Origin of the sequence: Rhabdaerophilum sp. SD176, from assembly GCF_030143245.1 — a bacterium.
Classification (GTDB): domain Bacteria; phylum Pseudomonadota; class Alphaproteobacteria; order Rhizobiales; family Beijerinckiaceae; genus Rhabdaerophilum.
On record NZ_JARJNS010000004.1, the window covers coordinates 322,740 to 347,037 of the forward strand.

Below are 24,298 nucleotides of genomic sequence, written 5' to 3' on the forward strand. Positions count from 1 at the left end.
TCAATGAAGACATTCGGTCGTGGAGGTCAAGCCGATGCCGGAAACTCCTCTCCTGGACCAGATTGCCACGCCCGCCGATCTCCGCGCGCTCCCGGCTTCTGACCTCAAGCAGGTTGCCGATGAATTGCGGGCCGAGACGATTGATGCGGTCTCGACCACCGGCGGCCATCTCGGCGCCAGCCTCGGCGTGGTCGAACTGACGGTTGCCCTCCACCATGTCTTCGACACTCCGAAGGACACCCTGATCTGGGATGTCGGCCACCAGGCCTATCCGCACAAGATCCTCACCGGCCGGCGTGACCGGATCCGCACCCTGCGGCAGGGGGGAGGCCTTTCGGGCTTCACCAAGCGCGGCGAGAGCGAATATGACGCCTTCGGTGCCGCGCATACCTCGACGTCGATTTCCGCCGCACTCGGCTATGCCGTCGCGCGGGATCTCCAGCAGAAGGACGGCCATGTTATCGCCGTGATCGGCGATGGCGCGATGTCGGCCGGCATGGCCTACGAGGCGATGAACAATGCGGGCGCGCTCGGTTCGCGGCTGATCGTCATCCTCAACGATAACGACATGTCGATCGCTCCGCCGGTCGGTGCGATGTCGACCTATCTCGCCCATCTGCTCTCGGGCAAGACCTATCTCACCATGCGCGAGGCCGGCCGCAAGCTGACGCGGAAGTTCGGCAACCGGATGGACCGCACGATCACCCGCGCCATCGAGCATGCCCGCTCCTATCTCACCGGCGGTACATTGTTCGACCAACTGGGCCTCTACTATGTCGGACCGGTCGACGGGCATGATCTCGATCATCTCGTCCCGATCCTGCGGAATATCCGCGATGCCGATCAGGGCCCGATCCTGCTCCATGTCATCACGAAGAAAGGCAAGGGCTATGCCCCGGCCGAGGCCAGCGCCGACAAGTATCACGGCGTCGTCAAGTTCGATGTGGCCACGGGCACGCAGGAAAAGCCCAAGGCCGCCGCGCCGTCCTACACCAAGGTGTTCGGCCAGAGCCTCGTGAAGGAGGCCGAGAAGGACGATCGCATCATCGCAATCACCGGCGCCATGCCCTCCGGCACCGGCACCGACCTGTTCGAGAAGCGCTTCCCGCAGCGCTTCTTCGATGTCGGTATTGCCGAGCAGCACGCCGTCACCTTCGCCGCCGGCCTTGCCTGTGACGGGATGAAGCCCTTCTGCGCGATCTACTCCACCTTCCTGCAGCGCGCCTATGACCAGATCATGCATGATGTGGCGCTGCAGAACCTGCCGGTCCGCTTCGCGCTGGACCGCGCGGGCCTCGTAGGCGCCGACGGGCCCACCCATGCCGGCTCGTTCGACATTGCCTATATGGCCTGCTTGCCCAACATGGTTCTGATGGCCCCAGGTGACGAGGCCGAGCTTGTCCATATGGTCGCGACGGCAGCAGCGCATGATGCCGGGCCGATCGCCTTCCGGTATCCCCGCGCCGACGGAACCGGCGTGGCCTTGCCCGAAACCGGCATTCCCCTGCCGATCGGCAAGGGGCGGGTCCTGCGCGAAGGCAGCCGCCTCGCCATTCTCTCCTATGGCACGCGCCTGCAGGAATGCCGGATTGCGGCCGAACGCCTCGATGATCTCGGGATCTCGACGACCCTGGCGGATGCCCGCTTCGCGAAGCCCTTCGACCGGGCTCTCGTGGAACAGCTGGCCGGGCATCACGAGGCGCTGATCCTCATCGAGGATGGCTCGACCGGCGGCTTCGGCGCGCTTGTCATGGAGTATCTTGTCCATAACGGCTGGCTCGATCATGGCCTGAAGCTGCGCTCGATGCATCTTCCGGATCGGTTCCAGGACCAGGATACGCAGGCGCGGCTCTATGCCGAGGCCGGGCTTGATTGCGACGCCATTATCCGGCTGGCGATGAGCATCGTCCAGCCGGCAACCCGGCGAAGAATCATCAGCGGCATCGGCCCGAGGCTGATTGCGTTGGCCGACCCTTCCGCCAGGGCCGTGCTGCGCCAGCCGGAATTCCAGGTAGAGGGAGCTGCCGGCTCATGAACCGTCATGCCCCGCAACGCCACTTCGAACCCGATCTCGCGCCGCTGGAAGTGTTGCTGGCCAAGCCACGCGGCTTTTGCGCCGGCGTGATCCGCGCGGTCGAGATTGTCGAGCGTGCGCTTGAGATCCATGGCGCGCCGGTCTATGTCCGCCACGAGATCGTGCACAACACGCATGTCGTGGAACAGTTGCGCGCGCGCGGCGCGGTTTTCGTGTCCGAGGTCGACGAGATTCCCGAAGGCGCGATCACTGTCTTCAGCGCGCATGGCGTCTCGCGCAGGGTCGAGTCCATGGCTGCGGAGCGTGGCCTCGATGTCATCGATGCGACATGCCCTCTCGTGGTGAAGGTTCATGTGCAGGGCCGCCGCCATGCCGAGCAGGGTCATGACGTGGTGCTGATCGGCCATGCCGGCCATGCCGAGGTCGAGGGCACACGCGGCCAGATCGATGGCCGCCTTCATCTCATCGCCCGGCCGGAAGAGGTAGCGGATCTCGAGATCGCGGACCCCGCCCGCGTCGCCTATATCACCCAGACCACGCTGGGCGTGCAGGATACGCGGGATGTCATCGCGGCGTTGAAGGCGCGCTTTCCGGACATTGTCGGGCCCGATACGCGCAACATCTGCTACGCCACGCAGAACCGTCAGGCCGCCGTCCAGGAAATGGCGGGCCGGGCCGAGGTCATCCTCGTCATTGGCTCGCGGCAGAGTTCCAATTCCAGCCGTCTCCGGGAGATCGGCGCGCAGCTGGGCGTGCCGGCCTATCTCGTCGAGGGGCCGGCTTCCATTGATCTTGCCTGGCTGGAGGGCGTGTCCACGCTCGGTCTCTCCGCAGGCGCCTCCGCCCCGGAAGAGCTGATCCAGGCCACGATCGACTGGCTTCGGCACTTCCGGGATGTGTCCATCACCGAACTGGAAGGTGTCGAGGAAGATGTCGTGTTCCGCTTGCCCGTCCGGCTTGCCAACACCGCACGAACCTGAGGAGAGCGCCATGTCGGCAGAAGCCTATGGCGCCCAGCGCCCCCTTCCGGAACGGGAAGAAAACCTGCGCGAAACACTCGGCGGGCACATGCAGACGGTGGATCGCGCCAACCGGACGGTCCGGGTCACGCCGGCACCGGCGCCTCGCCAGCGCGTGCCCTTTCCCTTCTCCGCCATCGTGGCGCAGGAAGAGATGAAGAACGCGCTGATCCTCTCTGCCATCGACGCGACGATCGGCGGCGTACTGATCTTTGGCGATCGCGGCACCGGGAAATCCACCGCGATCCGCGCCCTCGCGGCCCTGCTGCCGCGCATGCGCGCCATTGTCGGCTGCCCCTATGGCTGCGAACCCGGTCGCCCTGCAGCCTCCTGCGAGCATTGCCAGCGGCTCTCGCTCGAAAAGGGCCGGCGCGGGCAGGCCGAATCCCATCTCGTTGCCGTGCCGGTCGTCGACCTGCCGCTCGGCGCGACGGAAGACCGTGTCGTCGGCGCGCTCGATCTCGAACGGGCCCTGGCCCGTGGCGAGAAGGCCTTCCAGCCCGGCCTGCTGGCCAAGGCGCATCGCGGCTTTCTCTACATCGACGAGGTCAACCTCCTCGAAGATCATCTCGTCGATGTGCTGCTTGATGTGGCGGCCTCCGGCGAGAACGTTGTCGAACGCGAGGGGCTGAGCATCCGTCACCCCGCCCGTTTCGTGCTGGTCGGCTCCGGTAACCCGGAAGAGGGTGAATTGCGCCCGCAATTGCTGGATCGCTTCGGCCTCTCGGTCGATGTCGAGACGCCCACCGATCTGGAAACGCGGATCGAGGTCGTCCGCCGCCGCGATGCCTTTGACCGCGATCCCGAGGCCTTCGCCGATGCCTGGCGCGGCCGCGATGCCGGTATCCGTCGCCGAATTTCCGCCGCCCGCAAGAGGATCGGCAGCATGACAACCAGCGAGGCTGCCCTGCGTCGCGCCACGGAACTGTGTATTGCACTCGGGACGGACGGCCTGCGCGGTGAACTCACGCTGATCCGGGCAGCACGGGCCCTTGCCGCCTATCAGGGTGAGGATACGGTCGAGGAAGAGCATGTGCGCGTCGTCGCGCCCATGGCGCTCCGCCATCGCTTGCGTCGCTCGCCCCTTGATGATTCCCGTGCCACGGCTCGGGTCGAGCGCGCGATCGGCGAGGTCTTCGGCTCATGAACCCCGATCCGGCCAGAAGCGATCCGGCCGGGGCAGATCTGGCCGGTTTGGCGTTGGCGGTGCTCGCTGTCGCGCCGGAAGCGGCGGGCGGCATCTGGCTGCGTGCACAGGCAGGCCCCGATCGCGATCGCTGGCTTGCCGCCCTGCGGAGCCATGCCGTGCCGGGCGTGCCTTTCCGCCGCATGCCGGCGGGCATTGCCGAATCCCGGCTGATCGGTGGGCTCGATCTGGCCGCGACCCTCGCTTCCGGCCTGCCGGTGACCGAACGCGGCCTGCTGGCCGAGGCCGATGGCGGCTATCTCGTCATCAGCATGGCCGAGCGGCTCGATCCCTGGCTGGCGAGCCTTGTCGCGGCCACGGCCGAAACCGGCGAATTGCATGTCGAGCGCGACGGCGTGACCCAGACCCTGCCGGCCCATTTTGCGATGGTGGCACTGGATGAGGGCATTGATGACGAGGCCCCGCCGGCCATCCTGACCGAGCGCCTCGGCCTCGTCCTCGATCTCGCCCATGCACGGTTCGGTGACTTGCCCTTCTCCTTCGAGACCGTGGCTTCTGCGCGCGCGCGCCTGCCCCTCGTGGCGACCTCGGCCCGGATCATCGGCGAACTCTGCGCCGCCGCCGCCGGTTTCGGCCTCGCCTCCCTGCGTCCTTCGCTGCAGGCCGTCGGCGTGGCCCGCGCCCTTGCGGCCCTGCATGGCCGGCTCGACGTGGCCGACGAGGATGCGATCCTCGCCGCCGCGCTCGTGCTGGCGCCGCGCGCCGTGCAATGGCCGAGCCGGCAGGAGCAGCAGGAGGAGGCACCGCCCCCGCCGCCGCCAGATGCGGAGACGCCGCCGCCGGAACAGCCGCCGCAGGACCAGTCGGGCGATCCGCCCGATGACGTGATGAGCCAGTCGGCGCTCGCCGCCCTTCCGGCCGGGCTTCTGGCTGATCTGAAGGCCCGCGCGGCTTCCGGCCGCCAGCGTTCCGCCGGCAAGGCCGGCGCCCGCGAGAAGAATGCCCGGCGTGGTCGTGCCGTCGGCGTCAAGCCCGGCGATCCCCGGACCGGCGCAAGGCTCGGCCTGATCGACACGCTCCGGGCGGCAGCGCCCTGGCAGAAACTCCGGCGCGGCGCCTCCTTCGGCGATGGCACGATCGCCGTCCGTCGCGAGGATTTCCGGATTGTCCGGCGTCGGGCCCGCCGCCGGACGACCACGCTCTTCATTGTCGATGCCTCCGGCTCCTCCGCGCTCCAGCGGCTTGGCGAGGCGAAGGGCGCGGTGCAATTGCTTCTTGCCGAGTGCTATGTCCGCCGCGACGAGGTGGCGTTGATCACGTTCCGCGGCCGCGTGGCCGAGATGGTCCTGCCGCCGACCCGCGCCCTCGCGCGCGCGGCCCGCGCCCTTGCCGGCCTTGCCGGGGGCGGCGGAACGCCGCTCGCCACCGCCATCGATACGGCGCGGCAGGTGGCGGAGGGCATCATGCGCTCGGGCCGGACGCCGGTTCTCGTCTTCATGACCGATGCCCGCGCCAATATCGGGCGCGATGGCCAGCCCGGCCGCGAGCGTGCCATGGCGGATGCCCGGCAGGCAGCGCGGGAACTCGCCGCGCTCTGCCAGACGACAATCCTCATCGACACGGCAAACAAGCCTGGCGAGGCGGCGGCGGTCCTCGCCGATGCCATGGAGGCCCGCTACCTGCCTTTGCCCTATGCCGCGCCGGAACTGGTGGTGCATGCCGTCAGCCAGGAAAGGCCGGCCCCCCGCGCCGCGCACAGGGCATGACCGGTCGGCTCGACTGGCATCATGAAGGGGCGGACTGGCCGCATCGCGAGGCGAGCCGCTTCGTCGAGGCTGGTGGACTGAAATGGCATGTACAGATTTTCGGCCAGGGGCCGAGCCTGCTGCTCCTCCACGGCACCGGCGCCTCCACCCATTCCTGGCGCGATGTGATCCCGCTGCTCGCGCCGCATTTCCAACTGATCGTGCCGGATCTGCCCGGCCATGCCTTTACCGACCCCTTGCCCGAATCCGAGGCCGGGCTTCCGGGAATGGCGAAGGCGGTGGCTGCGCTCCTCACGGCCCTTGATGCCGAGGTCGATCTTGTGATCGGCCATTCCGCCGGGGCGGCGATCGCGATCCGGATGGCGCTCGATGGCTCGGTCACGCCGCAGGCCATTGTTGGCATCAACGCCGCGCTCGTGCCCTTCGGCGGCGCCGCCGAACGGATATTCCCGCCGCTCGCCCGACTTTTGACGCTCAACCCGTTCGTGCCTCGCTTCTTCACCTGGCAGGCGACCGATCTCGCGGCAATTTCGCGGCTGATGGAATCCACCGGTTCCCGCATTTCGTCCGAAGGCCTGGCCTTCTATCAGCGGCTGTTCCGCTCGCGCGACCATATCCGCGCGACCCTCGCGATGATGGCCTATTGGGATCTCGCCTCGTTGCGCAAGGCCATGCCGGATCTGGCCGTCCCGCTGCATCTGATTGTCGGTCTCGGCGACAAGGCCGTCTCGCCGGAACAGGCGCGTGGCCTGAAGCAGGCCATGCCGTCGATCCGGCTGCATTTCCTGCCCGGCCTCGGTCATCTCTGCCATGAGGAGCAGCCGGCCAAGGTTGTCGAACTCGTGGATCGGGTCGCCGCCGATCACGGCCTCGCCGAAGCGGCCTGAGGGGAGGGAGCCATGGACCAGCCAGAACTGCCGGAACCTGCCTTCACCCATCCCGCCCCGCATGACACGCCCCCGCCCGCCGGGTTCCCCGGAGCGGATACGGCTTTCGGTGCGGATAGTCCCGGCATCCGGCGCTTTGACTGCATTCTCGACGAGGTGGCACCCCATGCAACCCATGCGTAATCCGCTCCCCGATCTTCCCCCCCGCGATCTCGTCGCCTGCCGCACCTTGCTCGCACAGGGGTCGAAATCCTTCGCGCTGGCCTCGCATCTGCTGCCCGGTCGTCTTCGTGCTGCGGCCACGGGGCTCTATGCCTTCTGCCGCATCGCCGATGACCTGATCGACATGACCGGCAAGGCCGAGGCCGGTGTCGAGCTGGTCCGGCTGCGGGTCGACCAGATCTATCGCGGCGAGCCCTTTCCCCATCCGGCCGACCGGGCCTTCGCGGCGGTGGTCCGGGCCTGCGCGGTGCCGCGTCCGGCTGTCGATGCGCTGGTCGAGGGGTTCGCATGGGATGCCGAGGAGCGCGTCTACGAGACCCTGGATGACGTGATGGACTATGCCGCCCGCGTCGCCGGTTCCGTCGGCGTGATGATGAGCGCCATCATGGGTCGCCCGCAGGACGCCGCTTTGGCCCGCGCCGCCGATCTCGGCATGGCGATGCAGCTTACCAATATCGTCCGCGATATCGGCGAGGATGCCCGAAACGGTCGGCTCTACCTTCCGCGCCTCTGGCTGCGCGAGGCCGGGCTCGACCCGGTGGCCTGGCTGGCTGACCCGCAGGATCACCCGGCGATCCGCCTGGCCGCTCACCGCCTTCTGGAAGAGGCTGATCGGCTCTATCGCCGTGCCGAACTCGGCATCGCGCTGCTGCCGCCGGATTGCCGGCCCGCCATCCGTGCCGCCCGGCTGATCTATGCCGAGATCGGTCGCGCCATCCTCCGGAATCCGCGCGCCGACATCCTGCACCGGACCGTGGTGCCGCGCAGCCGCAAATGGCGGCTCCTGCTCTCGGCGCTGGTCCGCCTGCCCGATGAGGGCCTGACCCATGCCCGCCAGGCATTGCCGGCGCCACATGAGGCTGTCCGCTTCATGATGCCGGGCCTGCCGGAGCTGTCGCTTCCGGCCGTTCCTGCATCGGCCGGCCTCGCCTGGTGGGATCTCTCCGGCCGGCTGCTGACCATCCTCCCGATCCTCGAGAAGCTGGAACGGGCCGAGCGGGACATCGCCCTCGGCGGCAATCCGATGCGGCAGCCCCAGACGTAGCCCCTTCGGGGATCGGTTCGATGGACGAGCACTATTTTGGCCTGATCAAGCTGCTGGTCTTCGGCGCCCTGGGCATCGGCCTGGGCGTCCACCAGCTCTGGTCGCTCCGCCGGGCAAGGGAAAAGCAGGCAAAGGAAAAGTGGGCAAGCGAAAAGGCGGCCGGCAAAGCCGCGTCCGGCGGCCGCGATCCTGCCGCCTGAAGGCCGCCCTGGGGGAGAGTGGTCTCACCCGCGCCGCGGCATCCGGAACGGCAGCATGGCCTGGACGACCGGATGGGTGAATCGGGTCAGCGACAGGCTCTCATGCATCATCGTGACCGACTGGCCGGCCAGCTGCGTGCGGATGACCGAGCGCGAATAGAATGGCGTGTCCTCCAGCGTCGCCTGCACCTCCGGCCGCGTCCCCGCATCGGCGGGTACGGCGCGCGGAACGCGCCAGAACGTGCCCGGCAGCTTCTGGTTGGCGGGGAGGGGGAAGCGGTGCGCCGTGCCATCCGCGTCCTGGGCGAGGCCCAGCGAGAACGGCGTCCCGTCCTGATGGCGGCCGGAATAGCCCACCAGCGAGCCAGTTTCGGTATCGCCCCGGCACCAGGTCCAATCAATGAACCCGGCCTCAAGCGGCATCGAGCCGCGATTATGGTCGAGATAGCCTGTGCCCTGCCAGCGGAGTGCCGGTGCCTCGAAGGCCAGCTCGACATGGCATCGCGGCGCAAGCGGCCGCCAGATATGCTCTCCATGCGGGTTCAGGAGATAGCTGGTGTCGCCGCGGGCCTCGGGCCGGAGCCGGATCTCGCCGCGCACAGCCTTGGGGATTGGCATGCCGCGCTCCGAGACCCGGATAATGAGATCCTCGCCCCGTTCCTCCAACGCGCTCGGGCCAACCCGGAACAGGCCGGGCGCCCGCTCAACCGCAGCGGCACCCCGTTCGGTCATCGCCCAGCGCCGTGCCCCGGGGCCGTAAAGCGCCACGTTGATGGCGCAATGTGCCATCGGATCGGCCTCGCCTCGCCGCCGCGCCCACGCGTAATAGGGAGAGAAGACCGAACCGACAAAGGCAATGACGGTCAGCCCGAACCGGCCGTCAGCGCTGATCGCATCGCAGTACCACCAGGCATACCCGTCGAAAGGAACCGGCGCGTCGAAGCCCGATCCCGGATCAGCGCCTCGGCGGCCAGCCGGCCTGAAAGCGCCACCATCGGAACGCCCGGACCCGGATGCACGCTCCCGCCCGTCAGGTACAGCCCCGGCAGCCGGCTCCGCGAGCCCGGGCGCTGGAATGAGGCCATCGCTCCATGCGTCGCCATCCCGTACAGCGCCCCGCCCGTGCCCGGAAACAAGGCCGCGAAATCCTGCGGCCGCGTCAGGACCGGCGGTGTGGGGCCCGGGTCCAGTGCCAGGCCATGGCGGTTCAGGGCCTGCGAAAGGAGCCTGTGGCATGTCTCGATCTCCGGTAGGCCGGCCCCGGCCTCGTCGCCACGGGCCGGCGCATTGATGAGCATGAGGAAGCCTTCCTCGCCCTCCGGCGCCACGGCGCCATGCCGGTCCAGCGCGCAGAGATAGAGGGTCGGATCCGCAGGAACGATGCCGCTATCGAGTGCGGCAAATTCGGCCGGATAATCGGCCGAGAACAGGACGGTGTGGTGATGCAGCGGAAAGCCCGAAAACCGGCTGCGCCCGCTGAGCGTGATGGCGGAGAGCGAGCGCCCGCCACGGGGCAGGGGCGGGACGGAACGTGTCGCTTCCTGGCCAAGCAACCCGGTGGCCAGCGCTGCGCGATCGGCATTGCTGATCACGAAATCTGCCGGGATGGTTTCCCCGTTGGCCAGCCGGACGCCGCTGGCCCGGCCATTTTGCACCTCGATGGCGTCAACCCGCTGCCCGAAGCGGAAAACGCCGCCCAGCCCCTCGATCGCCTTCCGGAGCGCTTGGGCCAGCACGTGCATGCCCCCCTCGATCTGCCAGACGCCATCCTGCTCGACATGGGCGATCAGCATGAGGGTGGCCGGGGCCCGGAAGGGCGAGGAGCCGCAATAGGTGGCATAGCGGCCGAAAAGCTGGCGCAGCCGCGGATCGGGGAAGAAACGACCCAGCGCGCTCCACATGGTCGAGAAGGGTTTTGTGCGGAGCATTGCGCCGATCCCCGCCTGACGGACAAGCCCGAACGGGGAGGGGCGCTCCGCCTGCATGAAGCTCTGTTCAAGCGAGCGGCAGATCGCTTCCGCCTCGCGCGCGAATTCGGCATAGAGCCGGCCCGCTTCCGCGCCGGCAAGGGTTGCGATCGCATCCCGGCTGGCCTCGCGTTCGGCATGAAGATCGAGCCGGCTGCCGTCGGGCCAGCCATGGCGGGCCAGCACATCCAGCCGCCGGAGCGGGACGGCCAAAGCGAAATCGAGCCCGGCCTCGGCGAAGAGCTGTTCGAACACCGCCTTCATCGTGAAGACCGTCGGCCCGGCATCAAGCGGATGGCCATTGACCGTGACCTGCCGCATCTTGCCACCTGGCCCCCCGGCCGCCTCGACCACGGTGACGCCGAATCCGCGGGCCGCGAGCAGCAGGGCCGCGCTGAGCCCGCCGATCCCGGCACCGATGATCACCACCTGATCCTGCATTGTCACATTCGCCATGCCGCTACCATGACATCTTCTCTTGACAATGAAAACTGTCAAGGCAACCTTACACTCAGAAAATCGCCGATCAGGGTCGCCTGACAGGGAGGAAAGCATGATCCGGTTTGAAGAAAAGCTGGAGGCTGTGCTCCGGGAGGCGCAAGGCGCCGGATGCCCGCCGCGCCTGGGTCAGGCGATGCATTACTCGGTCTTTCCGGGCGGAGCCCGTATACGGCCGAGGCTGGTCCTCGCCGTGGCCAAGGCCTGCGGCGCCCGGGATCCCGGGCTCGCCTTGTCCGCTGCAGCAGCGATCGAACTGCTCCATTGCGCCTCGCTGGTCCACGATGATCTGCCCTGTTTCGATGATGCCGATCTCCGGCGCGGCAAGCCGACGGTCCATTGTGCCTTCGGCGAACCGCTGGCGGTTCTGGCCGGCGATGCCCTGATCGTCCTCGCCTTCGAGGTGCTGACGCGCTCTGCCAGCGTGGCGCCGGCCCGGCTCGGAAATCTGGTCCGGATCATCGCCGGCGCGGTGGGAAGCCGGGGCGGCATCACCGCCGGGCAGGCCTGGGAGGCCGAGCCCGAGATCGATCTCGATTGCTACCACCAGGCCAAGACCGGTGCCCTTTTTGCCGGGGCGACGATGGCTGGCGCTGCGGCTGCCGGTATGCCCTATGCCGAATGGCGTGCGCTTGGCGAGCAGATCGGCGCGGCTTTCCAGGTTGCCGACGATATCCGCGATGTGGCAGGGCGGCCAGAGGAGATCGGCAAGCCGAACGGGCAGGATGCCATGCTGCACCGGCCCAATGTCGTGCACCAGCTCGGGCTGTCCGGTGCGGTCCGCCACCTCGATTCGATGATCGTGAGTGCGATCGAGCGGGTCCCGGCTTGCCCGGGCCGGGCGGAATTGCAGGCCCAGATCCGCATCCAGGCCAACAGTTTCCTGCCCGAGGAGCTGGCCCGCCGGGCCGCGTGACGCGCGCCATGGCCGTTCCAGACCGCCTGCTGGCCTGGCGTGACCGCTTGGTCAGCAGCCCCGGCTTCCAGCGTTTCGCGGCGCGTTTTCCCCTGACGCGGCCCGTTGCCGAGCGGCAATCCCGCGCGGTTTTCGATCTTTGCGCCGGCTTTGTCTATTCCCAGGTGCTGGCGGCCGTGGTCGAGCTGGGCATCCTGCCGCGCCTCGCCGAGCGCCCGCATGACACCGCCGAGCTGGCAGCAGCGACGAAGCTGGGACCTCCCGCGATGGAGCGACTCCTGCGCGCCGCGCAGGCTCTTGGCCTTGTTTCGCCCCGGCAGGGTGGCCGCCATGGCCTCGGCATGAAGGGCGCGGCGCTGCTCGGCAATCCCGGCGCAATGCGCATGATCGAGCATCACCGGATTCTCTACCGCGACCTTGCCGATCCCGTTGCCCTGCTGCGGGGCGAGCATTCCGGAACCGGCCTCGGAGCCTTCTGGCCCTATGCTGCCGGCGAGCGCGAGGAAACCGGCGGAACGGTTTCCGCCTACAGCGCGCTCATGGCTGACTCGCTTTCGCTGGTGGTCGAAGACGTGCTGGACGCGTTCCCCTTTGCCCGTCATCGCCGGATGCTGGATATCGGCGGCGGCACGGGTCGATTCGCCATCGCGGTCACGCAGCGTGTACCGGGGCTCGCCGCCGGCGTGCTGGACCTGCCCGGCGTGATTGCCGAAACCCGCGACCGGCTGGCGGCAGAACCGCAATCCGCCCGGCTTTCGGCCGTCGCCGGCGATGCGATTGCCGGGCCGATCCCCGGTGAAGCCGATCTCGTCACCCTCATCCGCGTGCTGCATGATCATGATGATCCCGAAGCCATGGCCATCCTGCGGAACATCCGTGCAGCACTGCCGCCTGGCGGAACCTTGCTGATTGCGGAGCCGATGGCCGGCATTCGCGGCGCAGAGGCGATGGCGGATGCTTATTTCGGCTTCTATCTGCTGGCGATGGGGTCCGGCCGGGCCCGCCGCCCGCAGGAGATCCGGCAGATGCTCGAGCAGGCGGGATTCCACGATATCCGACTCCTGCACACCCGTCGTCCGCTCCTGACCAGCGCCATCGAAGCCCGCGTTCCGGCGGCCCGACACTTTGCCCAATTAATTGTCAGGTTGGATTGACATTAAAAACTGTCACTCTAAGCTGACACATGGAGCAGGCCGTTTGATGAACAGACGGTTAGGAACAACGCCATGGAAACGCTAGCTGTCGTGATGGAGAAGCCGGAGCACCTCTCGCTCCGCCGCCTCGATCTCGTCGAGGCAACAGCGGATGACATCGTGGTGGACATTGCCTGGAGCGGCATCTCCACCGGCACCGAGCGCCTGCTCTGGACCGGGCGCATGCCGCAATTCCCCGGCCTCGGCTATCCGCTTGTTCCCGGTTACGAATCTGTCGGTACTGTCGTGATGGCGGGAGAGGCTTCCGGCCACCGTGTCGGCGAGTCGGTCTTCGTGCCGGGCTCCCGCGGGTTCCGCGATGCCCGCGGGCTGTTCGGCGGCGCCGCCTCGCGGCTCGTCGTGGCCGGTCGCCGTGCCGTCACCCTCGATGCCGCTGATTCCGGCCCCGAGGGCGTGCTGATGGCCCTCGCGGCCACTGCGATCCATGCGGTTCAGGCCCAGGGTGCGGCCCTCCCGGATCTCATCGTCGGCCATGGTGTCCTGGGACGGCTGCTGGCCCGGGTTGCGGTCGCGCTGGGGGCGAGCCCGGTCGTCTGGGAAAAGAACCAGGACCGCCAGTCGGGCGCAGCCGGCTACACCGTTCTGGATCCCGATGCCGATTCCCGCCGCGATTACCCGACCATCTACGATGTCTCGGGAGACGAATCCCTGATCGATCTGCTGATCTCGAGGTTGGCTCCGGGCGGCGAGCTCGTTTTGGCTGGCTTCTATGAGCGGCCGATCAAATTCGACTTCGCGCCTGCTTTCATGCGCGAGGCGCGGATCCGGATCGCCGCCGAATGGCGCGAGGCCGATCTCGATCTCACGCGCCGCCTGATCGCGTCCGGCCGTCTCAGTCTCGACGGCCTGATCACCCATACCCAACCGGCTTGCAATGCCGAAGCGGCCTATCGGACCGCTTTCAGCGATGCCCGCTGCCTCAAGATGATCCTCGATTGGAGAGCCCATCCATGAATGTGCAGCTTCGCGCCCTCGACAAGCAGCGCAACGCGCTCGTTACCCATGCCGGGAAATCCGCGCAGGAAGCCATGGCAGAAAAGCTCCGCCAGGAAGCCAGCGAGGAGCTGGACGCGCCGGAAACCGGCCCTGCCACCAAGGAAACGCAGGTCATTGCCATCTACGGTAAGGGCGGCATCGGCAAGAGCTTCACGCTCGCCAATCTCAGCTACATGATGGCCCAGCAGGGCAAGAAGGTGCTGCTGATCGGCTGCGACCCGAAGAGCGACACCACCTCGCTGCTCTTTGGCGGCAAGGCCTGCCCGACCATCATCGAAACCTCCTCGAAGAAGAAGCTGGCCGGCGAGAATGTCGCGATCGGCGATGTCTGCTTCGTCCGGGACGGCGTCTTTGCCATGGAACTGGGCGGGCCGGAAGTCGGCCGCGGCTGCGGCGGGCGCGGCATCATCCACGGCTTCGAGTTGCTTGAGAAGCTGGGCTTCCACGAATGGGGCTTTGACTATGTCCTGCTCGACTTCCTGGGCGATGTGGTCTGCGGCGGCTTCGGCCTGCCGATCGCCCGCGACATGTGCCAGAAGGTCATCATCGTCGGCTCGAACGACCTGCAATCGCTCTATGTCGCGAACAATGTCTGCTCGGCCGTGGAGTATTTCCGCAAGCTGGGCGGCAATGTCGGCGTCGCCGGCATCGTGGTGAACAAGGATGACGGCACGGGCGAGGCAGCAGCCTTCGCCGAGGCTGTCGGCATCCCGATCCTCGCCGCCATTCCGGCCGATGAGGATATCCGTCGCAAGAGCGCGAAATACGAGATTATCGGCCGGCCCGGCACGCAATGGGCCTCGCTGTTCGAGGGCCTTGCCAGCAGCGTCGCCGAGGCCCCGCCTGTCCGCCCCACCCCCCTTACGCCGGATGCCCTGCTCGGCCTGTTCGACGGCGACACCGTCGGACGCGACGTGGTGCTGATTCCGGCCACGATCGAACAGATGTGCGGCAAGTCCGACATCACCAAGCCGACCCTGGAAGTGATCTACGACAACGCCTGAACCCCGCCCTCCCTCGCGAGTGACGTCCATGACTGTCCACCAGCCCCAACCCGTTCTGCAGGCCGCCCCGGCCCCGGCGGAAATGGTCATGGCCAAACCCGTCGAGATGACGGACGGGATCGGCTGCCATACGGGCAAGGACGCGATGCGCGCGGCGGCCACCAGGGCCGGCCTCGGCGAGACGCTGGAACGCTACGCAGCGGATTATCCCGCCGGCCCGCATGACAAGCCGCAGAGCATGTGCCCGGCCTTCGGCTCGCTCCGCGTCGGCTTGCGGATGCGGCGGACGGCGACGATCCTCTCCGGCTCGGCCTGCTGCGTCTATGGCCTGACCTTCACCTCGCATTTCTATGGCGCCCGGCGCTCGGTGGGCTATGTGCCCTTCAACTCCGAGACGCTCGTTACCGGCAAGCTGTTCGAGGATATCCGCGAGGCCGTCTTCAAGATGGCGGATCCGGAGCTTTACGACGCGATCGTCATCACCAATCTCTGCGTGCCCAGCGCCTCCGGCGTGCCCCTGCGGCTGCTGCCGAAGGATATCAACGGCGTCCGTATCATCGGGATCGACGTGCCCGGCTTCGGCGTGCCCACCCATGCCGAGGCGAAGGACATCCTCGCTGGCGCGATGCTGGCCTATGCCCGTCAGGAAGCCGAACTCGGCCCGGTCCAGGCGCCGCGCGGCGGCAAGTCGGAAAAACCCACCGTCACGCTGCTCGGCGAGATGTTTCCGGCCGATCCGGTTGGCATCGGCATGATGCTGGAGCCGATGGGCCTCGCAGCTGGCCCTGTTGTCCCGACCCGCGAATGGCGCGAACTCTATGCCGCGCTCGATTGCGCGGCCGTGGCGGCCATCCACCCGTTCTACACGGCCTCGATCCGCGAGTTCCAGTCTGCGGGCCGTGCGGTCGTCGGTTCGGCCCCGGTGGGTGTCGATGGCACCGCCGCCTGGCTGGCCGGGATCGGCGCAGCCTGCAATGTCCCGGCGGACCGCATCGCCGCCGCCCAGAATGCCATCTTGCCCGCCATCCGCGGCGCCCTGGCGTCCCGCCCGATCAAGGGGCGCATCACGCTGACGGGCTATGAAGGCTCGGAACTGCTGGTGGCCCGGCTGCTCGTCGAGAGCGGTGCCGACCTGCGCTATGTCGGCACGGCTTGCCCGAGAACCGATTGGTCCGCCGCCGACCGGGAATGGCTCGAGGCGCGCGGCGTGATCGTCAATTTCCGGGCCGCCATCGAGCAGGATTTTGCCGCGATCGAGGAATTCAAGCCCGACCTTGCGATCGGCACCACGCCGGTTGTGCAGAAGGCGAAGGAGCAGGGCATTCCCGCGCTCTACTTCACCAACCTGATCTCGGCCCGCCCGCTTTTCGGCCCAGCCGGCGCCGGTAGCCTCGCCACGGTGATCAATGCCGCGCTCGGCAACAAGGCGCGGTTCGACATCATGACGGAATTCTTCGCGGGTGTCGGCACCGGCTACAATGCCGGCATCTGGCAGGACACCCCGCACGAGAACCCGGACCAGCGCAAGCGCCTTGAGGCAAGGGCCATCAAGGCGAAGCGCGCCGCCGAGGAGATTCCGTGATGTTGATCCTCGATCACGACAGGGCAGGGGGCTACTGGGGCGCGGTCTATGTCTTCACTGCGGTGAAGGGGCTGCAGGTCATTATCGATGGCCCGGTCGGCTGCGAGAACCTGCCGGTGACATCGGTGCTCCATTACACGGATGCGCTGCCGCCGCATGAATTGCCGATCGTCGTCACCGGCCTTGGCGAGGAAGAACTCGGCCAGCATGGCACCGAAGGCGCCATGAAGCAGGCCTATTCCGTGCTCGACAGCGGCCTGCCCTCGGTGGTGGTTACCGGCTCCATCGCCGAGATGATCGGTGGCGGCGTGACGCCGCAGGGAACCTCGATCCAGCGGTTCCTGCCACGCACGATCGACGAGGACCAATGGCAGAGCGCCAACCGGGCCATGATGTGGCTCTGGACGGAATTCGGCCCGAAAAAGGTGCCGAAGCTCAAGCCGCGTGCGGAAGGCGCGAAGTCCAAGGTCAACATCATCGGCCCGGCCTATGGCATGTTCAACATGCCCTCCGACCTGGCGGAGATCCGCCGGCTGATCGAGGGTATCGGCGCGGAAGTCCACATGACCTTCCCGCTCGGCACCCATCTCGCCGATATCGGCAAGCTGGCCGAGGCAGAAGTCAATGTCTGCCTCTATCGCGAATTCGGGCGCATGCTCTGCGAGCAGCTCGAGCGGCCCTATCTCCAGGCGCCGATCGGCCTGCATTCGACCACGAAATTCCTTCGGACCCTCGGCGATCTGCTCGGCCTCGACCCCGAGCCCTTCATCGAGCGTGAGAAACACACGACGATCAAGCCGCTCTGGGATCTCTGGCGTTCGGTCACGCAGGATTTCTTCGGCACCGCCTCCTTCGGTATCGTGGCGAACGAAACCTATTCACGCGGAGTCCGCCTCTTCCTCGAGGAGGAAATGGGCCTGCCTTGCAACTTCGCCGTGTCGCGAAGCGCCGGAACAAAAACCGACAACGAGGCGATCATCCGGATGATCCGCGAGAAGCCGCCGCTTGTGCTGTTCGGCAGTTACAACGAGCGGATGTACATGGCCGAGGCCGGGACGCGGGCGATGTATATCCCTGCCTCCTTCCCGGGCGCGATCATCCGCAGGCATACCGGCACGCCCTTCATGGGTTATTCCGGCGCGACCTATCTCGTGCAGGAGGTCTGCAACGCGCTGTTCGACGCGCTGTTCAACATCCTGCCGCTGGCCGGCCAGATGGACGCTGTCGACCGGACTCCGGCCCGCGCGCATCGCGAGCTGGCCTGGGAGCGCGAGGCCAAGGCCATGCTCGACCGCTTCCTCGAACTACAACCCGTTCTGGTCCGGATCTCCGCTGCCAAAAGGCTGCGGGACAATGCCGAGCGCGCGGCGCGTGCCGCCGGCGGTGATTGCGTCCGGCCCGAACATCTCGATCCCGAAGCCCGGCAGCGCGAGGAGGTTTCGTCATGAAGCCCTCTGGCCAACCCCTTCGGTCACTGGCGGTGCCTCCGGTCCGGTTCCTGGAGCGGGACCGGAGCGCCGCCCTTTCCTGCCCGAACGTTGAGAGGAGATGAGCATGGCTCACGCCGTCAAGATGGACACGTCCACCCGGATGAAATCCCATGCCGAGCAGAAGCGACTTTGCCAGCGCATGACGCTGCTCACGGCCGCTTTCCTCGTTCCGTTTGTGCTGCTTCGCCGCGCCTTCCGGCGCCTTGCGGGGCAACATTCCGGCAGCCGGCCGGTCTCGGTCTTCACCGAGGCCCGCGCCGATGCCAGCGCGATCATCCCCTACATCTTCATGGGGTAACTCTTGCCCCCTGGCCGGACCCCTCCGGCCATGGGTCATGCTGTAGGCGAGCTGCAGCTAACCAGCCGTGCGGGAGATGCACGGTACGGGCCTTCGGGCCACCTGTAGGAGTGTCAGACAATGGCTGACAAGGGAGGGTCCTTGACGGGCCTCACTGGAGCGGAAGCGCAGGAATTCCACGGTTTCTTCGTGCAAGGAACGCTTGGATTCTTCGCTGTTTCGCTCGTCGCACACATCCTGATCTGGATGTGGCGGCCCTGGTTCTAAACCAACCCGCTAGAGATGGAGATCAATCTATGTGGAGAATCTGGCTGATTTTCGATCCGCGTCGCACGCTGGTCGCAGTTTGCACGTTCGCCTTCCTGATGGTGATGCTCAATCACTTCATTCAGTTGAGCACGCCCCGTTACAATAGCTGGCTCAATGCGCCAGTTGCTGCGAAGGCTGCCCAGAAATAAAAAATGGAGCGGACATTGAGTTCTTTAAATAAAAGATCGTTGTCCGCTCCTCTTTAATCAACAAGTCGAAGATCGATTGGCCAGAAGTAGGTCATAGAGCGAATCTTGTACGGAGGTCAAAATGGCATTATTGAGCTTTGAAAGAAAATACAGGGTCCGTGGTGGCACTTTGGTCGGAGGCGATCTTTTCGATTTCTGGGTTGGGCCGTTTTACGTTGGGTTCTTCGGGGTCGCTGCGGCGTTCTTCACCATCCTTGGAACAGCGCTGATCATCTTCGGCGCAAGCCTCGGCCCGACCTGGAACATCTGGCTCATCAGCATCAATCCTCCGGACGTCAAATACGGCCTCGCCTTTGCGCCCCTTGCCGAGGGCGGACTCTGGCAGGTCATCACCTTCTGCGCGATTGGTGCCTTTGTCTCGTGGGCGCTCCGTGAAGTAGAGATCTGCCGGAAGCTGGGCATGGGCTATCATGTGCCCTTTGCCTTCGCCTTCGCCATCCTTGCCTATGTCACGCTGGTCGTTTTCAGGCCCATTCTTCTCGGCGCCTGGGGCCATGGCTTTCCCTATGGCATCTTCAGCCACCTGCAATGGGTGTCGAATGTCGGGTACCAGTACCTGCAATTCCACTACAACCCGGCACACATGATCGCGATCACGTTCTTCTTCGCGACAACGCTGGCACTTTCGCTGCATGGCGGGCTGATCCTCTCGGCGACAAATCCGGGCCGTGGCGAGCAGGTGAAGACGCCCGAACACGAGAACAGCTATTTCCGCGACACGATCGGATACTCGATCGGCACGCTCGGCGTGCACCGGCTCGGCCTCTTTCTGGCGCTGAGCGCGGTTTTCTGGAGCGCGGTCTGCATCATCATCAGCGGGCCCGTCTGGACCCAGGGCTGGGCCGAGTGGTGGAACTGGTGGCTGAACTGGTCCTACTGGGCCAATCCCGCCACTGCACCGCAGACCTGACGGCCGAACCTGAAGCGAGGGACGCATCATGGCCTATTATCAGAACATCTTCACGCGGGTTCAGGTTCACGGGGATCCGGATCTCGGCATCCCGCTCGCCCCCCACCTTTACGAGCGCGGCAAGACGACGGCGCATAGTTACTGGCTTGGCAAGATCGGGGATGCGCAGCTTGGCCCGATCTATCTCGGCTGGACGGGCGTCACCTCGCTGATCTGCGGCTTCATCGCCTTCGAGATCATCGGGCTGCACATGTGGGCGTCCGTCGGTTGGGATCCGGTTCAGTTCGTCCGGAAGCTCTTCTGGCTTTCGCTCGATCCGCCGAAGCCGGAATATGGGCTCACCATCCTCCCGCCCCTCGCCGAAGGCGGGTTGTGGCAGATTGCCGGCTTCTTCCTGACGGCATCGGTCATCCTGTGGTGGGTGCGAACCTATCGCCGGGCCAGGGCGCTCGGACTTGGCACCCATGTGGCCTGGGCCTTTGCCGCCGCCATCTGGCTGTTTCTGGTTGCCGGCTTCATCCGGCCCGTCATGATGGGCAGCTGGAGCGAGGCCGTGCCCTTCGGGATCTTCTCGCATCTCGACTGGACGCAGAACTTCTCGCTGCGCTACGGCAACCTCTTCTACAACCCCTTCCATGCCCTCTCGATCGTGTTCCTGTATGGCTCCGTCCTGCTCTTTGCGATGCATGCCGGCACCATCCTTGCGGTCACCCGCTATGGCGGCGAGCGCGAGATCGAGCAGATCACCGATCGTGGCACGGCCTCGGAGCGTGCAGCCCTGTTCTGGCGCTGGACGATGGGCTTCAACGCCTCGATGGAATCGATCCATCGCTGGGCCTATTGGTTCGCCATCCTCTGCCCGATCACCGGTGGCATCGGCATCCTGCTCACCGGCACGGTTGTCGACAACTGGTATGACTGGGGCATCAAGCACGGCATCGTTCCGGAAAATCCGGATTGGTGGCCGGCCACGCCTCCGGCGCAATGACACGCTGAAAGAAACTGCCGGGGGCAGGCCTCCTTCCCCCGGAACCGGGGTAGGGCACGCGTATCTCCCCTTGATCCCTGTGCCACACCGGCGTCCCGCCCCTCCAGGCGGGACGTTGTCTTTTGGGGAAGCGGTATCGTGCGCTGCCGCGCCGTGTTGCGGATGTCAATGCGGCTGGCCGGGAGGAGGCACGCCCTTGGGCAGTCAGTCCCCCAGCCCGGAATCGAGCGCGAGGAGATGGCCGGTGACCTGGCTGGTCGGGTCAGCCAGCTGCGCGAGGATCGTGAAGTGATCCTCGCCCTCGATCGCTCCGCCGCTGACCGGCTTGCCTGTCGCCACGCGGGCCGCGATGTAATCCCGGCTCTGGCGTTGCAATTCGGGCAGTTCCGCCCCGCCCCAGATCACCGAGACCGGCTTGGTCGCCTGCGCCACGCGATGCTGCGGGCTCTGGAAATGCGCTTCCTCGGAGCTCAGCCTGAGCGCCTCCTGAAGGTAGCTGTGCCGGATCGGTTCGAGGTCGAAAATGCCGGAAATGGCCAGGGCAGCATCGACTTCCGGCATTTCCGACAGGCGCGCGGCGAGGTGCCCGCCGGCCGACCAGCCGCTGATGATCAGGCGCGATTCGGCAACACCCATCGACGGCCCGACCACCCGGAGCAGGCGGATCGCCGTCTCGCATTCCTCGACGATCCGTGTCAGCGAGGCTTCCGGCGCCAGCGTGTAGCCCGGCATGGCCACATCGAAACCGTGGGCCAACGGCCCCTCGGCCAGTACGGAGAACATCTCCTTGGCATTGCGCTGCCAGTAGCCACCATGCAGGAAGACCAGCATCGGTGCATGCGGATGGCCGCAGGCAAAAATGTCGATCGTCTGGCGCGCGCCGGGCCCATAGGCGAGGTCGAGCGCGATGGCTGTCCGCTCGCGCGTCTTGATCGACCGCGCGGTCAGTGAATTCAGGATCTCGCCGGAGCGAGCCACTGCGGCCATGTTGTTGTAGGCAGCGTCGAGTTCACTTTGGCTGAAGTGCCGCCAGGCCCGAACGTCAGGTGTCATCGCCACTCGCCAGATACCAATCGTGAAGGTCGCGCCCCTGCAGAAAGGCAAGGTCGCCCAGGAGGATCAGATCGTCGAGAAGCGCCTCGAATATGTCAATCCGGTGTGGAACCCCGGTTATATACGGGTGAATGGCGATGCTCATGATTTTGCCGCCGTCGCCGGCCTTGGCCTCGCGCACCAGCCTTTCCGCCGTGCGCAGGGCGCGGCGGGCCAGCTCTTCCGCGGGGTGGTGCTGGATCATGATCGTCGGGATGTCGTTGAGCTCGACCGTATACGGCATGGTCAGGACCGGGCCGTGCCGCGTCGCCAGCCGGCAGGGCCGGTCATCCACCACCCAGTCCGCGATATAGCGGATGCCCGCTTCGGCGAGATGGTCCGGCGTGTCCAGCGTTTCCGTCAGGCCCGGCCCCAGCCATCCGAGGCAGGGCTTGCCGGTGAAGGCGCGGATGGTCTCCACCGTCTGGCCGATCATCGCGCGCTGGTCCTCGATGCGATGCGTCGGCACCTGCACGAAACCATGGCCCATGAACTCCCAGCCGGCCTCATGCGCCGCGCCGGCGACACGTGGATACGCGTGGCAGACCGAGCCGTTGATCGAGAGCGTTGGCCGGATACCCCGTTTCTCGAACGCGGCCAGCAGCCGCCAGAGCCCGGCCCGCATGCCGTATTCATGCCAGGCCCAGTTGGCGATATCCGGCTGAAGGGCAGCCCCGGTCGGGGCCACCAGCACCTGGCGCGGCATCGGGTTGTCGATCAGCCAGTTCTCGACATTGACGATGAACCAGCAGGCGACGGCCTTTCCATCCGGCAGCACGAGGGGCGGCCGGTCGATGCTGGCGCGATAGGGCAGGCGGTCTTCGGGCCGCATCACGCCGCCTTCTTGCCGTGGTGCGAGTGCAGGCGCGCGGAGAGATCACGCCGGATTTCGTTGAATTCCGGCGAGGCGACGTCGCGCGGGCGTGGCAATGTCAGCCGGTTGTCGCTGTCGATCCGCCCCGGCCCGGGGGACATCACCACCACGCGGTCGGCGAGGAAGATCGCCTCCTCGATCGCATGGGTCACGAAGACCACGGTCAGCTTGGTCCGCTCCCAGATCTCCAGAAGTTCATCCTGCAGGCGTTCGCGCGTCATGGCGTCGAGCGCGCCGAAGGGCTCGTCCATCAGCACCAGTTCCGCATCATTGGCGAGCACACGGGCAATGGCCACGCGCTGGCGCATGCCGCCGGAGAGCTGGTGCGGATAGGCATTGGCGAATTTCTGCAGCCCGACCATCTCGATGAAGCGGTCGCAGATCTCCTTGACCTCGCCGGTCGAGCGGCCCTGTGATTTCGGCCCGAAGGCAATGTTGTTGCGCACGGTCAGCCAGGGGAACAGCGCGTAATCCTGGAACACCATGCCACGGCTCGGGCCGGGCTCGGTGATCGGCTTGCCCCACATCAGCGCCTCGCCGCCGGTCGGCTGTTCGAACCCGGCCATGATGCGCAGCAGGGTGGATTTGCCGCAGCCCGAGGCGCCGATCAGGCAGATGAACTCGCCCTTGCGGATCTCGAGATTGGCGCCGGACAGCGCCTCGATCTTCTGCTCACCCAACCAGAAGGTTTTCGAGACATTCCGGATTTCGATGATCGGCAGCGGAGCGGACAGGGAATCGGTCTCAGCCATGATGGGTCGGGCTCCAGCGCAGGAGATGGTTGCCGATCATCATGACGATCCGGTCGGACAGGTAGCCGACAATCCCGATGATGATCATGCCGCAGATGACGAGTTCGGTGCGCGACAGCGTCCGCCCGTCCATGATGACGGCGCCAAGCCCCTGCGGCACGCCGGTCATCTCGCCGACGACGATGACGAACCAGGCGAGGCCGAGGCCAAGCCGGAGGCCGGTGAAGATCGAAGGCAGCGCTGCCGGCAGCACCACGCGGAAGAACTGCGCATTGCCCCGGCAGCCGAGCATCGAGGCCGCCTCGAACAGTTTTGGATCGACATTCTTCACGCCGAAGATCGTGTTGAGCAGGATCGGGTAGAAGGCGCCGAGGAAGACGAGGCTGAAGGCGGATTTGGCCCCGAGCCCGAACAGGATCATCGAGAGCGGCAGCCATGCGGTCACGGGGATCGGCCGCATCAGCTGGAAGAACGGGTCCAGCGTCTTCCGGGCCAGCGGAATGCGCCCGATCAGCAGGCCAAGCGGCAGCGCGACCGCGGCCGCCAGCAGGAAGCCGCCATAGACGCGGCTCATCGAAGCGAGAAGATGGATATGGAGCGTGGCCGAGAAGGCATCGTCATAGATGCCACCGACCGCGAAATCGACCATGTATTCGGCCGTCTCGGCCGGGGTGGGGATCAGCCGCGTCCAGCGTTGCGTGGTCGCGACATACCAGAGCAGCAGCAGCAGGCCGGGCACGATCATCGCCAGCGCGAAATCCCTCGCCTTGCCCAAGTGGGGCAGGCTGGCCTTCCGCGGCGGCGCCTCTTCGGCAGCCGGGGCGGAACTGGTCACATCCACCATGAAACTCTCTCCGATCAGGAAAAGCGCCCGGGTT

General features: G+C 66.4%; 25 protein-coding genes. 19 read left to right on the forward strand and 6 right to left on the reverse strand.

The genetic code is table 11. The features are described 5' to 3' along the window. Positions 1-34: 34 nt before the first annotated feature. The 8 genes from dxs to P0652_RS11165 all read left to right on the forward strand — a co-directional run bounded on the left by dxs (position 35) and on the right by P0652_RS11165 (position 8,321). Complete coding sequence (dxs, locus tag P0652_RS11130) at positions 35-2,035, forward strand: 1-deoxy-D-xylulose-5-phosphate synthase (RefSeq protein WP_284178881.1); 2,001 nt, start codon at positions 35-37, stop codon at positions 2,033-2,035. Beyond that, positions 2,032-3,015, forward strand: a complete 984-nt coding sequence (ispH, locus tag P0652_RS11135) for a 4-hydroxy-3-methylbut-2-enyl diphosphate reductase (protein ID WP_284178882.1) — start codon at positions 2,032-2,034, stop codon at positions 3,013-3,015. The genes dxs and ispH overlap by 4 nt, the downstream gene beginning before the upstream one ends. 193 nt (positions 3,016-3,208) lie before the next feature. Next, a complete protein-coding gene (gene bchI / locus P0652_RS11140; RefSeq protein WP_502947521.1) occupies positions 3,209-4,201 on the forward strand; it encodes a magnesium chelatase ATPase subunit I in 993 nt (330 codons plus the stop codon). Beyond that, the gene (locus P0652_RS11145; protein WP_284178883.1) at positions 4,198-5,967 is read left to right on the forward strand and encodes a magnesium chelatase subunit D; all 1,770 of its coding nucleotides are present in this window, start codon (positions 4,198-4,200) and stop codon (positions 5,965-5,967) included. Before bchI ends, P0652_RS11145 begins: the two co-directional genes overlap by 4 nt. After that, entirely contained in the window at positions 5,964-6,854 is an 891-nt protein-coding gene (gene bchO, locus P0652_RS11150; RefSeq protein ID WP_284178884.1) for an alpha/beta fold hydrolase BchO, read from the forward strand. Before P0652_RS11145 ends, bchO begins: the two co-directional genes overlap by 4 nt. A gap of 12 nt (positions 6,855-6,866) precedes the next feature. After that, complete coding sequence (locus tag P0652_RS11155) at positions 6,867-7,037, forward strand: hypothetical protein (protein WP_284178885.1); 171 nt, start codon at positions 6,867-6,869, stop codon at positions 7,035-7,037. Beyond that, positions 7,021-8,121 carry a phytoene/squalene synthase family protein gene (locus tag P0652_RS11160; RefSeq protein WP_284178886.1) on the forward strand — a complete coding sequence of 367 codons (1,101 nt, stop codon included), beginning with the start codon at positions 7,021-7,023 and terminating at the stop codon, positions 8,119-8,121. The genes P0652_RS11155 and P0652_RS11160 overlap by 17 nt, the downstream gene beginning before the upstream one ends. A 20-nt stretch (positions 8,122-8,141) precedes the next feature. Continuing rightward, positions 8,142-8,321 (forward strand): hypothetical protein, encoded by a 180-nt coding sequence (locus tag P0652_RS11165; RefSeq protein WP_284178887.1) that lies wholly within the window; start codon positions 8,142-8,144, stop codon positions 8,319-8,321. Between the two features lie 24 nt (positions 8,322-8,345). Here P0652_RS11165 and P0652_RS11170 read toward each other — a convergent pair whose 3' ends face one another. Then, entirely contained in the window at positions 8,346-9,212 is an 867-nt protein-coding gene (locus tag P0652_RS11170) for a carotenoid 1,2-hydratase family protein (protein ID WP_502947522.1), read from the reverse strand. Then, positions 9,185-10,744 (reverse strand): 1-hydroxycarotenoid 3,4-desaturase CrtD, encoded by a 1,560-nt coding sequence (gene crtD, locus P0652_RS11175; protein WP_284178889.1) that lies wholly within the window; start codon positions 10,742-10,744, stop codon positions 9,185-9,187. The genes P0652_RS11170 and crtD overlap by 28 nt, the downstream gene beginning before the upstream one ends. Positions 10,745-10,841: 97 nt before the next feature. Between crtD and P0652_RS11180 the strand changes: the two genes are divergently transcribed. From P0652_RS11180 to pufM, 11 genes are all read left to right on the forward strand, one after another. Next, positions 10,842-11,702 carry a polyprenyl synthetase family protein gene (locus tag P0652_RS11180; protein ID WP_284178890.1) on the forward strand — a complete coding sequence of 287 codons (861 nt, stop codon included), beginning with the start codon at positions 10,842-10,844 and terminating at the stop codon, positions 11,700-11,702. Positions 11,703-11,710: 8 nt separating this feature from the next. Then, on the forward strand, positions 11,711-12,856 hold the full coding sequence (locus tag P0652_RS11185) for a methyltransferase (RefSeq protein ID WP_284178891.1): 1,146 nt from the start codon (positions 11,711-11,713) through the stop codon (positions 12,854-12,856). 72 nt (positions 12,857-12,928) lie between these two features. Then, a complete protein-coding gene (gene bchC / locus P0652_RS11190) occupies positions 12,929-13,870 on the forward strand; it encodes a chlorophyll synthesis pathway protein BchC (RefSeq protein ID WP_284178892.1) in 942 nt (313 codons plus the stop codon). A gap of 74 nt (positions 13,871-13,944) precedes the next feature. After that, entirely contained in the window at positions 13,945-14,916 is a 972-nt protein-coding gene (locus tag P0652_RS11195; RefSeq protein WP_284179099.1) for a chlorophyllide a reductase iron protein subunit X, read from the forward strand. An 82-nt stretch (positions 14,917-14,998) separates the two neighbouring features. Continuing rightward, positions 14,999-16,498 (forward strand): chlorophyllide a reductase subunit Y, encoded by a 1,500-nt coding sequence (gene bchY / locus P0652_RS11200; RefSeq protein ID WP_502947523.1) that lies wholly within the window; start codon positions 14,999-15,001, stop codon positions 16,496-16,498. Next, a complete protein-coding gene (gene bchZ / locus P0652_RS11205; RefSeq protein ID WP_284178894.1) occupies positions 16,498-17,946 on the forward strand; it encodes a chlorophyllide a reductase subunit Z in 1,449 nt (482 codons plus the stop codon). The genes bchY and bchZ overlap by 1 nt, the downstream gene beginning before the upstream one ends. Positions 17,947-18,052: 106 nt before the next feature. Then, the gene (locus P0652_RS11210; protein WP_284178895.1) at positions 18,053-18,286 is read left to right on the forward strand and encodes a hypothetical protein; all 234 of its coding nucleotides are present in this window, start codon (positions 18,053-18,055) and stop codon (positions 18,284-18,286) included. Positions 18,287-18,406: 120 nt separating this feature from the next. Next, on the forward strand, positions 18,407-18,553 hold the full coding sequence (gene pufB / locus P0652_RS11215) for a light-harvesting antenna LH1, beta subunit (protein ID WP_284178896.1): 147 nt from the start codon (positions 18,407-18,409) through the stop codon (positions 18,551-18,553). A 29-nt stretch (positions 18,554-18,582) separates the two neighbouring features. Beyond that, positions 18,583-18,744 (forward strand): light-harvesting antenna LH1, alpha subunit, encoded by a 162-nt coding sequence (gene pufA, locus P0652_RS11220; protein ID WP_284178897.1) that lies wholly within the window; start codon positions 18,583-18,585, stop codon positions 18,742-18,744. Positions 18,745-18,865: 121 nt separating this feature from the next. Then, positions 18,866-19,714, forward strand: a complete 849-nt coding sequence (gene pufL, locus P0652_RS11225; RefSeq protein ID WP_284178898.1) for a photosynthetic reaction center subunit L — start codon at positions 18,866-18,868, stop codon at positions 19,712-19,714. A gap of 28 nt (positions 19,715-19,742) precedes the next feature. Then, complete coding sequence (pufM, locus tag P0652_RS11230) at positions 19,743-20,702, forward strand: photosynthetic reaction center subunit M (protein WP_284178899.1); 960 nt, start codon at positions 19,743-19,745, stop codon at positions 20,700-20,702. A 204-nt stretch (positions 20,703-20,906) separates the two neighbouring features. On the opposite strand, the gene P0652_RS11235 is transcribed toward pufM, so the two are convergent. From P0652_RS11235 to P0652_RS11250, 4 genes are read right to left on the reverse strand one after another with little or no spacing between them, the layout of a single operon-like run. Then, the gene (locus P0652_RS11235; protein ID WP_284178900.1) at positions 20,907-21,755 is read right to left on the reverse strand and encodes an alpha/beta hydrolase; all 849 of its coding nucleotides are present in this window, start codon (positions 21,753-21,755) and stop codon (positions 20,907-20,909) included. Then, positions 21,745-22,626, reverse strand: a complete 882-nt coding sequence (locus P0652_RS11240) for a polysaccharide deacetylase family protein (protein WP_284178901.1) — start codon at positions 22,624-22,626, stop codon at positions 21,745-21,747. Before P0652_RS11240 ends, P0652_RS11235 begins: the two co-directional genes overlap by 11 nt. Then, positions 22,626-23,420 carry an ABC transporter ATP-binding protein gene (locus P0652_RS11245; protein ID WP_502947508.1) on the reverse strand — a complete coding sequence of 265 codons (795 nt, stop codon included), beginning with the start codon at positions 23,418-23,420 and terminating at the stop codon, positions 22,626-22,628. The genes P0652_RS11240 and P0652_RS11245 overlap by 1 nt, the downstream gene beginning before the upstream one ends. Continuing rightward, complete coding sequence (locus tag P0652_RS11250; protein WP_284178902.1) at positions 23,413-24,264, reverse strand: ABC transporter permease; 852 nt, start codon at positions 24,262-24,264, stop codon at positions 23,413-23,415. The genes P0652_RS11245 and P0652_RS11250 overlap by 8 nt, the downstream gene beginning before the upstream one ends. Positions 24,265-24,298 lie beyond the last annotated feature (34 nt).